Origin of the sequence: Pelagibacterium sp., assembly GCF_035555455.1 — a bacterium.
GTDB lineage: Bacteria > Pseudomonadota > Alphaproteobacteria > Rhizobiales > Devosiaceae > Pelagibacterium.
Map to the genome: position 1 here is coordinate 1 of NZ_DATMGM010000032.1, position 12702 is coordinate 12702.

10 protein-coding genes are annotated in these 12702 nt (G+C 62.6%); 9 read left to right on the plus strand and 1 reads right to left on the minus strand.

The window, feature by feature from the left end:
* The 3 genes from VNS12_RS05860 to VNS12_RS05870 form a co-directional block, all read left to right on the plus strand.
* Positions 1-609, plus strand: a 609-nt coding sequence (locus VNS12_RS05860) for an ATP-binding cassette domain-containing protein (RefSeq protein ID WP_325486908.1), incomplete at its 5' end; no start/stop codon positions are given.
* A gap of 139 nt (positions 610-748) precedes the next feature.
* Positions 749-2599, plus strand: a complete 1851-nt coding sequence (locus VNS12_RS05865; RefSeq protein ID WP_325486909.1) for an extracellular solute-binding protein — start codon at positions 749-751, stop codon at positions 2597-2599.
* 52 nt (positions 2600-2651) lie between these two features.
* Entirely contained in the window at positions 2652-3902 is a 1251-nt protein-coding gene (locus VNS12_RS05870) for an NAD(P)/FAD-dependent oxidoreductase (RefSeq protein WP_325486910.1), read from the plus strand.
* Positions 3903-4097: 195 nt separating this feature from the next.
* On the opposite strand, the gene VNS12_RS05875 is transcribed toward VNS12_RS05870, so the two are convergent.
* Positions 4098-6218, minus strand: coding sequence for an EAL domain-containing protein (locus VNS12_RS05875; RefSeq protein WP_325486911.1), 2121 nt, complete (start codon positions 6216-6218; stop codon positions 4098-4100).
* A gap of 202 nt (positions 6219-6420) precedes the next feature.
* Here VNS12_RS05875 and VNS12_RS05880 point away from each other — a divergent pair, with 202 nt between their 5' ends.
* The 6 genes from VNS12_RS05880 to VNS12_RS05905 form a co-directional block, all read left to right on the plus strand.
* Entirely contained in the window at positions 6421-6567 is a 147-nt protein-coding gene (locus tag VNS12_RS05880) for a hypothetical protein (protein WP_325486912.1), read from the plus strand.
* Positions 6568-6653: 86 nt separating this feature from the next.
* Positions 6654-7814, plus strand: coding sequence for an alpha-hydroxy acid oxidase (locus VNS12_RS05885; RefSeq protein WP_325486913.1), 1161 nt, complete (start codon positions 6654-6656; stop codon positions 7812-7814).
* Positions 7811-8674, plus strand: coding sequence for a carboxylating nicotinate-nucleotide diphosphorylase (gene nadC / locus VNS12_RS05890; protein WP_325486914.1), 864 nt, complete (start codon positions 7811-7813; stop codon positions 8672-8674). The genes VNS12_RS05885 and nadC overlap by 4 nt, the downstream gene beginning before the upstream one ends.
* Positions 8675-8813: 139 nt before the next feature.
* Complete coding sequence (locus VNS12_RS05895) at positions 8814-9386, plus strand: PadR family transcriptional regulator (protein ID WP_325486915.1); 573 nt, start codon at positions 8814-8816, stop codon at positions 9384-9386.
* A gap of 12 nt (positions 9387-9398) precedes the next feature.
* Entirely contained in the window at positions 9399-10676 is a 1278-nt protein-coding gene (locus tag VNS12_RS05900) for an efflux RND transporter periplasmic adaptor subunit (protein WP_325486916.1), read from the plus strand.
* On the plus strand, positions 10673-12702 hold a 2030-nt coding region (locus VNS12_RS05905), incomplete at its 3' end, for an efflux RND transporter permease subunit (protein WP_325486917.1). The genes VNS12_RS05900 and VNS12_RS05905, both read left to right, overlap by 4 nt.

A 12702-nucleotide genomic window follows, 5' to 3' on the forward strand; every position in this document is an offset into this window, starting at 1 on the left:
GCCGTCGGGCTGTACCGGCCCAGCGCCGGGGAGATCCGGTTCGCGGGCCAGGCCCTGTTGGCGGCCCGCGCGCAACCGGCGCTGCGGCGGCGGATGAACATGATCTTCCAGGACCCGTACGCCTCGCTCGATCCGCGCTGGCGGGTGCGCGACATCGTCGCCGAACCGATCCGCGCCTTCGGCCTGGCGCGCGGCGCGGCGATGCGCGCGCAGGTCGAGGCGCTGCTGGAGCAGGTCGGGCTGGCGGCGGCGGATGGGGAGAAATACCCGCACGAATTTTCCGGCGGGCAGCGCCAGCGTATTGCGATCGCCCGAGCGCTGGTACTGGAGCCGAAATTCGTCATTCTGGACGAGCCGACGTCGGCGCTGGACATGAGCGTGCAGGCGCAGATCGTGAAACTCCTGCGCGACCTGCAAGCGCGGCACGGGCTGACCTATGTGTTCATTTCGCACAACCTCAAGGTGGTGCGGGCCATCGCCAACCGCGTCGTCGTGATGCACAATGGCAAGATCGTCGAGCGCGGGGCGACCGAAGCGCTGTTTTCGGCACCGCAACACCCCTACACCAAGGAGTTGCTGGCGGCGGCACTCGAAGACAGCGTGGAATGAGAGAATATTGTGCGCTTTTGGGTAAAGGCGCACAATCACTGCAAGATTTATGGGCGGCATCGCGAATGTGGCACCCACTTTCCGATGAAGCCTTCTAATATGATGTGAACAGGCTCCGCCTGGAGAGGGGAAAGCAGCGATGAAACTGCCAGTTCTTGCCATTGCCACAGCCGTGCTGATCGGGCTGGCGCCGCCGGTGTTTTCGCAGGAGGACGCGTGGACCCATGCCATCGGCATCGATGCTGAACCCCGATATGCGGCGGACTTCGAGCATTTCGACTACGTCAATCCGGACGCGCCAAAGGGAGGCGTGGTGCGCATGCCGGCGCTGGGCGGGTTCGATACATTCAATCCCATTCTCCCGCAGGGTGAGCCCGCCTCCGGGCTTGGGCTGGTCTACGAGACCCTGTTGACCCCAAGCTCCGATGAAAGCTCGGTGAGTTACGGGCTGCTGGCCGAAGCGCTGCGCTATCCTGACGATTTTTCCTCCGTGACATTCCGGATGAATCCGCGGGCCCGCTGGGCCGATGGAGAGCCGGTCACGGCTGAGGATGTGCTGTGGAGCTTTGAGCAGGTAATGGAAATATCTCCGATCTACTCGGAGTATTACGCCCCGGTGGAAACCGCAGAAATCACCAGCGATGGGGAAATCACCTTCAGCTTCTCGGAAACCGGAAACCGGGAATTGCCCTATATCATGGGACAGTTGCTGGTGCTGCCGCAACACTGGTGGGAAGGCACCGACGCGCAGGGACGACAGCGCGATATCGGCGCATCGACCCTTGAGCGACCGCTGGGATCGGGGCCCTATGAACTCTCGGGGTTCGACGCCGGGCGCACGGTGACGTTTACGCGCGATCCGGACTATTGGGGCGCGGATGAGCCGGTGAATGTGGGGACGGCAAATTTCGACGAATACAGGGTCGAATATTTCCGCGACGTGACGGTGATGTTCGAGGCCTTCAAGGCGGACGAATTCGACTGGTGGACCGAGAACGTGGCCCGGCGCTGGGCGACCGGATACGACTTCCCGGCGGCCCAGGACGGGCGGGTGGTGCGCGAAACGTTTGAAAACGGGTTTAACAGTTCTGGCGTGATGTGGGGCTTTGTTCCCAATCAGCGACTGGAGAAGTTTCAGGACCCCAGAGTGCGCGAAGCTCTGGGGTATGCGTTTGACTTCGAGGAACTCAACCGCACCCTGTTTTACGACCAGTATCAACGGATCGACTCGTACTTTTTCGGAACGGACCTGGCCGCGCCCGATGGGCCGCCGCAGGGGCAGGAGTTGGCCATTCTCGAAGAGGTGCGCGATCTGGTGCCCGCTTCGGTGTTCGGGCCGCGCTATACCAACCCCGCCGGGGGCAGCGAAGACGCTTTGCGCGAAAACCTGCGCGAGGCGTTGCGGCTGTTTGGTGAGGCGGGCTGGACGCTGGACGGAACGCGGCTAGTCAATGACAAGGGCGAGCAGTTCGGGTTCGAAATCCTCACCTATGACAACACCATCGAGCCGGTGGCGCTGCATTGGGCACAAAATCTCAATGCCATTGGCGCCAATGTGACCATGCGGGTGGTCGATACGCCGCAATATACCAATCTGGTGCGCGCGTTCGATTATGAGGTGATCTATACGCGGTGGGCGCAATCGCTATCGCCGGGCAATGAGCAGCGCTATTTCTGGGGGTCGTCCTCGGTCAACGAACAGGGATCGCGCAACTATGCGGGGATCGCTGATCCAGGGGTTGACGCGCTGATCGACAAGATCGTGAGGGCACCGGACCGCGACACTCTGGTGGCCGCCACCCATGCGCTGGATCGGGTTTTGCTAGCCATGCACAATGTGATGCCGAGCTATACCATCACCTATGCCAGGGTGGCGCGCTGGGACCGGTTCAGCCATCCCGAAATACTGCCGGAATTTGCCATCGGCTTTCCCGATATCTGGTGGTGGGACGAAGATAAAGCCAGAGCCACTGGCGGCAATACGAGGTAGGGGCGCGGTGCAAACCGGGCCCAGGGGACACACGCACAAGAAGGAAACCGACATGGCTCACGACGTCATGGTCATCGGCGCCGGGATCGTCGGCATTTCAACTGCCATCCATCTGCTGAGGCGCGGGCAAAGCGTCGTGCTGGTCGACAAGAACCGGCCGGGGCTGGAAACCTCTTTCGGCAATGCGGGGATCATTCAGCGCGAGGGGGTGCGACCGCACGCGTTTCCGCGCGATCTGGCGACGCTGATGCAGGTGGGACTGCAGATGTCGACGGCGGCGCGCTACGACCCGCTGGCCCTGCCCCGGTTTGCCCCGGCGCTGATGCGCTATTGGTGGGAATCCTCGCCCGGCCATTACGCGCATGTGGTGAAAAGCTACGCGCCGCTGATCGCCCGCTCCATCGAGGAACACGCCGACCTGATCGCGGCCTCGGGAGCCGAGGACCTCGTGGTCAAGAAGGGCTGGTTCCTGATCTTTCGCAGTGAGCGCGCATTGCGCGACGAAGCGGCCAAGGCGAAAACCGATCTGGAACTCTACGATATCCATCACCGGGTGGTGGATGGCAGCGAATTCGCGCAGATCGAGCCGGATTTACGCGAAACGCTGGCCGGGGCGATCCACTGGACCGATCCCTGGACCATCCGCAATCCGGGCGCGCTGGTGGGGAAATATTTCGACCTGTTTACCTCGATGGGCGGCGAATTCCTGGCGGGCGAGGCCAAGGGGCTAGAACAGGACGGCGATGGCTGGTCGGCCTCGATCGAGGGGAAGCGCTATCGGGCCCGGCAGGCGGTTATCACCCTTGGGCCCTGGGCGCCGGATGTGCTCGACCCGCTGGGGTACCGGCTGCCGCTGTTCGTCAAGCGCGGCTACCACATGCACTACAAGCCGGAAGACGGCGCGACGCTGAACAACTGGATGATCGATGCGGAAGTGGGCTATTGCCTCGCGCCGATGGACATGGGCATTCGCCTGACCACCGGGGCGGAATTTGCCATGCGCGATGCGGCACCGACGCCGATCCAGCTGGGCAAGGCGGAACGCGTGGCGCGGGCGCTGTTTCCGCTCGGCGAAAGGCTCGATCCGCAGCCGTGGAAGGGCGCACGGCCCTGCACCCCGGACATGATGCCGATCATCGGCCCAGCGCCGCGCCACCGGGGGCTGTGGGTCGGGGTGGGCCATGCCCATCACGGGTTCACGCTGGGGCCGGCAACCGGGCATCTTTTGGCGCAGGCGATGACGGGGGAAAAGCCGTCGATCGATATTAGGCCCTTTGCGATGGAGCGGTTCGGGACGGTTTAGGGCGGTTGTCCATGAGGCTTGGGAACGGGAAGCGGCAGAGCTGGTGCGTTTTCCGAAACGATGAGCATACTGGATCCCGGCTCAAGGTCGGGATGACCGTGGGGGGACTGGCTGTCACGGTGGGCTGGGCCCTTGAACGCACGATGGCCGACGACCCTCGGCCTGTCATTCCGGGCGAAAATCGGCCGGACCGGACTATCCAGCGTTTTGAGCGGGGCTGTCGGTTGCCGGGCTCAGGCGGGTGACGAGTTCGAGGGCGTCTTTTTCAGGGAGCGGGCGGGAGAACAGGAACCCCTGAATTTCGTTGCAGCCATGGGCGCGCACGGCGTCGAGCTGGGCTTCGGTTTCCACGCCCTCGGCAGTGGTCGACATGCCGAGACTGCGGCCAAGGGCGATCACCGCCTTGATGATCTCGAAATTGGCATCCTTGGAGCCGACATCCTCTATAAAAGAGCGGTCGATCTTGATCTTGTCGAACGGGAAGGCCCGCAGATAGGACAAGGAGGAATAGCCGGTGCCGAAATCGTCCATCGAAATGCGAACGCCCATGGCGCGCAGGGCGTGGAGGGTTTCAAGGGTGTGGTCAGAATCGGTGAGCACCACGGATTCGGTGATTTCCAGTTCAAGCCGTGAGGCTGGCAGGCCGGCTTCACTCAAGGCGCGCTGAACGCTTTCGAGCAGGCGGCGGTTCTTGAACTGCACCGGCGAGAGGTTGACGGCGACACGGATGTCGGACGGCCATTTCGCTGCGGCGCGGCAGGCCTCGCGCAATACCCATTCGCCCAACTGGACGATGAAGCCGATCTCTTCGGCCACGGGGATGAATTCGACCGGGGAGATGACGCCCAGTTCGGAATGCTCCCAGCGCAGCAGCGCTTCCATGCAGGAAATGCGATTGTTTTCCAGCTCCATGAGCGGCTGGAACACAAGCTTGAATTCATCGCGGACAAGGCCGAGCTTGAGACCGCTTTCGATGGTGCGCCGGTGCTGCATGGCAGCGTCCATGCCCTTTTCAAAGAAACAGTACGTGCCCCGGCCATCGCCCTTGGCGCGGTAGAGGGCAAGGTCGGCGTTCTTCATCAGCGTTTCGCCATCCACGCCGTCGCTGGGCGCGACAGCGATGCCGATGGAGGTGCCGATGATCACGCGGTGGCCGTCAATCTCCAGGGGCTTGCTGATGGCCGCGATCAGCCGATCGGCGAGGGCCGCAGCATCATTGGGGCTGCGCAGCGGGCCCGCGAGCATGGCGAACTCGTCGCCGCCCAGCCGGGCCGCGCATTCATGCTCGCGCTTGGTGTGGTTGATGCGTTCGGCAACTTGCTTGAGAACCGCATCGCCGACGCCATGGCCGAGCGTGTCGTTGATGATCTTGAAATGATCGAGATCGAAGCACAGCACAGCCATCATCTCCCCGCGCCGGATGCGGGATTCGGCCATGGCCATCTCTTCGGCGAACAGGGTCCGGTTGGGCAGGTCGGTCAGCGAATCGTGGCGGGCCAGATGGTGGATGCGGGCCTCCGAGCGGCGCTGCTCGGTGATGTCCTGATGGGTCTCGACCCAGCCACCATCGGCCATGGGCTGATGAATGACGGAAATGATCTGGCCGTTTTCAAATTCGCAGATATCGACGTCGCGCACACCCTCGGTGATGGTGCGCACCCGGCGTTCGAGGAAAGCCATGGGGCCATCGGTGGGGCGCATTCCATTTTCAAAGCGGTAATCAAGAATGTCGCTCAACAGCGTGCCAGGACGCTGGAGCGCGTCCGGCAGTTCATAGAGCGCGGCATAGGTCGCGTTGCAGATCACCAGCTTGTGGTCGGCGCCGATCATGCACAGCCCATGGGCCATGTTGTCGACGGCGGTTTCAAAACGCATGGCCTGCCGGGCCAGGTCCGCCTCGCGCTTGGACAGCGCCGTGAGATGATCGCAGGTGTCGGTGATGTCCTCATGGGTGACCAGCCAACCGACGCCGGGGCGGTTGTCATAGGTGGTCCGGATATTGCGGTCGCGCAGCACCTGTTCGTATTGCGAGGGAGCTTCGCGCCGCTTCTGGCGTTCAAACCGGGCGAGCATCGTTTCGTAGAGCTCATCGACGCTGGAGCCGAAATAGTTGCCGGCCTCGATGACTGCGGCGCAGCACTGGTAAAGGGTCATCCCTGCCGAAAGCGAACCGGCCCCCAAACCGAAGGTCCAGGCGTAGCGGGAATTGAACAGCTCAAGCGTGAGCGTCTCGCTCCAGATGCACAGCCCATAGGGCATTGCCTCCAGTGCGGCGTCGACGGCATGGGTATTGCCGATTCCTTGACCAGGCAGCATCGCGTGTCCCCTCACGATCTTGTCGTGATCATGCTCACCAGCCCTGAAGCAAGGGTGAACACCTTCAGTGTAACCACGCATTCGGCGATGAGGGCTAATAAAGGATTAACCGGGCCACACTGGAACCAAACCGGCTGCCCGGCGTTCTGGGGTGCCGTTGTGATCCATTAACACTGGTTAATGATTTTTTTGGAGACGTTTGATGAGCCGGAATACCTTGTACGTTTTGCTTGGGGCCCTCGTGGTGATCGTGATCGGCTTTGCCATCTATGCCTATCAGCAGGAATCCCAGCCCAGCGGGGTGCAGATCGAACTGAACGAACAGGGGCTTTCGATCGAGGGCAACTGACGGGCGACGGGGCTTCCAAGGCATCAATGCGCTTTTCCCCGCTGCCTCCGACCGCTATGGAGAGTTAGGGCGGCGGGGAGGCAGCGATGGGATTTCAGGCACAGACGATAGATGACCTCAAGACGCAGGCGAAACGGCGCGTGCCGCGCATGTTTTTCGACTATGCAGATTCGGGATCGTGGACCCAAAGCACCTATTTCGCCAATGAAGCCGATTTCCAGGCGCTGAAATTCAGGCAGCGGGTGGCGGTGGACATGACCAACCGCTCGCTGGTCTCGACGATGATCGGACAAGAGGTCACCATGCCCGTGGCCATCGCGCCAACCGGTTTTGGCGGCATGCAGCATGCCGACGGCGAAATGCTGGGCGCGCGGGCGGCCCGTGACGCGGGTATTCCGTTTACGCTCTCGACAATGAGCATCTGCTCAATCGAAGACGTGGCGGAGGCCACCGGGGGCGCGCCGTTCTGGTTCCAGCTTTATGTGATGCGGGACCGGAAATTCATGTACAGCCTGATCGACCGCGCCAAAGCGGCGGGATGTTCGGCGCTGGTTTTGACGCTGGACCTGCAAATCCTCGGGCAGCGGCACAAGGATGCGCGCAACGGGCTGGCGGCCCCGCCCCGGATGACCCTCAACAGCCTGATGCAACTGGCGGCACGGCCACGCTGGTGCCTGTCTATGCTGGGCACACGCCGCCGCACGTTTCGCAACATTGTCGGCCATGCGGAAAGCGTGGGCGATCTGTCGTCGCTGTCCTCATGGACGGCGGAGCAGTTCGACCCCAAGCTCAACTGGGCTGATATCGGGTGGATTCGGGAGCGCTGGGGCGGCAAGCTGATCCTCAAGGGCATTCTCGATGCCGAGGATGCGCGCATGGCGGCGGAAACGGGGGCCGATGCGATCATCGTTTCCAACCATGGCGGGCGGCAGCTGGATGGCGCGCCGTCATCGATTTCGGCGCTGCCAGCCATTGTCGAGGCGGTGGGCGAGCGGATCGAAGTTCATATGGACGGCGGCATTCGTTCGGGACAGGATGTGCTGCGGGCGCTGTGCATGGGCGCCAAGGGGGTTTATATAGGCCGCCCCTGGCTCTATGGGCTGGGCGCAGGCGGACAGGCGGGCGTCACGCGGGCGCTCGACATCATCCGCACCGAACTCGACATCACCATGGCCCTGTGCGGCGAACGCGATATCCGCAATGTGGGCCGGCATAACCTCATCAATCCGGACGTATTTGTCTCATGACCGTATCCTACCCCCCTTCCCTTCCGCGCCATCTGGTGGAAAAGGCCGTGCGCGCGGCGTTCGAGGAGGACCTCGGACAGGCGGGTGACATCACCTCACAGGCAACCATCGCGCCGGATGCAACGGCAGTGGCGCGGATCAACGCCCGCACGGGCGGCGTGATTTGCGGCATCGAGTGCGCGCTGGCGGCGTTCGCGATGATCGGGCCGGGGCTGGAGGTCGAGGTCCTGGCCGGTGATGGCAGCGTGGTGGACGCTGGCGCGGGCGTGATGGAGGTGCGCGGCAATGCGCGGGCCTTGCTGGCTGCCGAACGCACGGCGCTCAACTTCCTCACCCATCTGAGCGGGATCGCCACCCTCACCCGCCGCTATGTGGACCAGACCGAGGACAGCCGGGCCCATATCTGTTGCACGCGCAAAACCACGCCCGGGCTGCGCGCGCTGGAAAAATACGCGGTGCGGTGCGGCGGCGGACGCAATCACCGGTTCGGGCTGGATGACGCCATCCTCATCAAGGACAACCATATTGCCGTGGCGGGGGGTGTCGGCGCGGCCATCGCGGCGGCGCGGGCGTTTGCCGGACATCTGGTGGCCATCGAAGTGGAAGTCGATACGCTGCTGCAACTGGAAGAAGCGCTGGCGGCACAGGCCAACGCGATCCTGCTCGACAATATGGATGACGACACGCTGGCCCAGGCCGTGGCGATCGCCGCCGGGCGCGCCAGCCTCGAAGCGTCCGGGAACGTGACGCTGGACCGGGTGGCGGCGATCGCGCGCACGGGGGTCGACTATATCTCGACCAGCCGGATCACCGCGGCGGCGGACCCGCTCGATCTCGGACTCGACATAACGATCGCTTAACGCAGTTTCGTCATGGCGCTGTAAGCATTCGGGCGTTAAAACGGCCCAGTTTCCCGCAACACCCTGCCATATTGCTTGGCAGAGGCCGGGCAGTCCTATATATGCCCGGCATATTCCCGTTCAGCATATGGCCAAGACCATGAACGTTCGTACACTGTGCCTCTCGATCCTGTATTGGCGGGATGCGAGCGGTTACGAAATTCGCAAATTGTGCACCGAAGGCGAAAGCTCCTATTTCGTGGAAGCCAGCTTCGGTTCGATCTACCCTGCCCTGTCCCGCCTCGAAACCGACGGGCTGGTGACCTCGCAGGTCGAACATCAGGCGGGCCGGCCTTCCAAGAAAATCTACGCCATCACCGAGGCGGGACGGGCAGCGTTTGTCGATGCGCTGCACGAACCGATCGGCAATGATGTGTTTCGCAGCCCGTTCCTGCTTTTTGCGCGGTTTGCCCACCTGCTCGATGCCGATCTGGTCCGTAGCCGGATCGAAGGCCAGTTGGCCGCGTTGGATGAGTCGATTGGCGAAATCAAACGGATGCGCGCGGCAATCGAACCCGGGGATATGGAAAGTCATCCCAATGATACGTGGATTCTTGACTACGGACTTTCCTGCCTGGTGGTTGCGCGTGAGCAACTGCATACCCACATGAACGCCTTAATTGCCTCCGCTCGTACGCATGATACGCCCGGTGTGCAGCAAGCAGCAGAATAAAGGGCGCTGTTGATGCGACTTCTGAAATCTTTTGGTCTGTCTATCTTTATTCTGGCCGCTGCCACGATCTGGTTCGCAACGGGCACCCTGGTGCAGGGCGGACAAGGTCCTGGCAATGGCGAGCGGTCGATTTCCGAATTGATTGATGGCAAGGAAAACGGGCCGCTGACCCGAACCCTGGCCAATGCCGGCTTGCTGGTTCCCCATGACGAGGAGGAGGTCGAACTCGCCCGCATGACCGTGGCGCAACGCGTCGCGCTGGAGAACGGCGATGTAAATACGGCCATTTCGGTGCGCACCGAGACGTTTCGTGTGCAACAGATGCCCATCGAGGTGAAGCTGCGCGGGCGGACGACCGCCTCGGCCAATATTGCGGCTGTGGCCCAGACCCCGGGCGTGGTGCAGACCCTGCATGTGAACAAGGGCGACCGCGTCGAAGCTGGCGATCTGCTGTGCACGCTCGATACCGGAACCCGCGCCGCCGCCGTGGCGCAGGCCAATGCCGCGCTGGCCCAAGCCGAAGCCGGATTGGCCCAGGCGCAGCTCGATGCGGACACCAACGCCTCGCTGCGCGAACGCGGGCTGGCGCCGGCCAACACCGCCAATGCGGTGGACGTGGCCGTGGCCGCCGCCGAAGCCGCTGTGAGCGCGGCACAGGCGGGACTGGACAACGCCCAGGCCGAACTGGACCGCACCCGGATCATCGCCGAAGTGGGCGGGCTGGTGCAGGCCCCCATCGCCACACGCGGCGCTATGCTGGCCCAGGGCGGCGTCTGCGCCACCATCGTCCAGCTCGACCCCATCGTGTTTGCCGGATCGGTGACGGAAGCCAATATCGCCCTCGCCCGCACGGGGCTGGCGGCATCGCTGCACACGGTGACCAACCAGAACGCCACGGGCGAAGTGACCTACGTGGCGGCGAGCGCCGAAGAGGCCACCCGTTCGTTCCCCATCGAAATCGAATTCGACAATTCCGATTTCGCGATCCGGGACGGGGTGACGGCGGAAGCCACCGTCAATATGGGCACCCTGCCCGGCCATCTGCTGCCGCAATCGGTGCTCACGCTCAATGACGCGGGCCTGCTCGGGGTGCGTACGGTCGAAGACAGCAAGGTGGCCTTTTATCCCGTGACCATAATGTCGGACACCCGCGAGGGAGTGTGGGTCACCGGATTGCCCGCTTCCGTTGAAATCATCACTATCGGCCAGGAATTCGTGGTCGACGGCCAGGCCGTGAACGCGAGCCCGGCCCCGGCCACTGACGCTCCCGAAGAAAGTGCGCCCGCATGACAAATTTCATCGAACGCATATTGCGCATGCCGCGCGCCGTGATCACCATCATGGCGCTGCTGCTGCTTGCCGGCGGCTTTTCTTATTCGGTGCTGCCAAAGGAAAGCTTTCCGGCGATCGACGTGCCCTATCTCTACGTCTCGATCAGCCAGACGGGTGTGTCGCCGCGTGATGCCGAAAACCTCTTGGCAAAGCCCGCCGAGGAAGAGCTGAACGGCCTCGATGGCCTCGTCAATATGACATCGACCTCGACCACCGGGCACGCCTCGGTGATCCTTGAATTCGACACCAATGTGGATGTGGACAAGGCGCTGGCCGATACCCGTGCGCGGGTCGATGCCATCAAGGCCAAGCTGCCTGCCGCCGCCGACGATCCCAGCGTGAACGAAATCGACATGCTCGGCTTCCCGATCCTGTCGGTGGCGATCTATGGTGAGTTGCCCGAACGCGAACTGGTACGCATCGCCGAGGACCTGCAAACAAGTCTCGAAGGGATTGATTCCGTTCGGGAAGTGACGCTATCGGGCGCGCGGGACGAACTGGTGGAAGTGTCCATCGATCTGTTGCGGCTCGAAGCCTACAATCTCACCGCTTCGCAACTGTTCGACGCGCTGGCGCGCAACAATTTGGTTGTGCCGGGGGGCGTGATCAACACCGGCCAGGGCTCGTTCAACGTCGAGGTGCCGGGGCTGATCGCCAGCGCACAGGACGTATTCGAGTTGCCGATCAAGACCGATGGCAACACGGTAGTGACCTTTGGTGACGTCGCCAGCGTCACCCGCACACTGGCGGACGCCACCGATTATACCAATGTGAACGGCTCGCCGGCGCTGATCCTGGGCGTCTCCAAGAAAGCCGGAACCAATATCATCGAAGTTTCCGAACAGGTGCGGGAGATAACCGCGCAGATTGCCGAAAACTGGCCGCAGGGCGCTGGCTACAGCTTCTTTCTCGACCAGGCCGAAACCACCATCCACCTGTTCCGCTCGCTCGAAGCGGCCGTGCTGACCGCCGTGGCGCTGGTGCTGATCACCTGCGTGGCCGTGCTGGGCGTGCGCGCAGCCTTCATGATCGGGATGTCGATCCCGCTCTCGTTCATGATCGCGTTCCTCTACATGGAAATGACCGGCATGACGATCAACATGATGGTCATGTTCGGGCTGGTGATCGCCGTGGGCGTTCTGGTCGACGACCCGGTGGTGGTGGTCGAATATGCCGAGCGAAAGCTGCAGGAGGGCGTTCCGAAATCGGAGGCCTTCATTGAAGCGATGCACAAGATGTTCGTGCCGGTGCTCGGCGCGACGGCGACGACGCTGGCGGCGTTCATACCGCTGCTGTTCTGGCCGGGCATCATCGGCAAGTTCATGAGCAATTTGCCGATCATCGTGATCGTGGTGATGGGCGCATCGTTCATTTCGGCGCTGGTGTTCATGCCGGTGATCGGCGCGATCATCGCCTCCACCCATGTGGATCAGAAGCGCAAGGAACAGGCCGACATCGTCATGTATCCCGAAAAATTCCACCCCAAGAAGGTGCGTGGACTGACCGGGATCTATGTCCGGACCATGTCGGTGCTGCTGCACTGGCCGATCCCCACGCTGCTTGTGGGCTTCGGTATCGTGTTCGGCATCTTCTTTTACTACGCTGCAAACCCGACCGGGGCCGAGGCCTTCCCGGCATCTGAACCAGAATATGCGACAGTGGCGGTGGTGGCGCGCGGGAATTACTCGCCCGAGGAAATCCGCGACATGCTGATTGAGGTCGAGGATGAACTGGTTCACGTCCAGGGCATCCAGGACATCATCATGCAGTTCGGTTCGACCGGCGCGATGGGAACGATGCCGCCGGATACGGTCGGCAACTTCCAGCTCCAGCTGATCGACTACAACAACCGGGTGAAAGCCGAGCAGATCTTTGCCGACATCCGGGCGCGGGTCGCCAATATATCCGGCTTGCAGGTGCAGGTTCTGGCCACCGAAAGCGGGCCGCCCGCGGGCAAGGACATCAACATGCGGGTCGAGAGCAC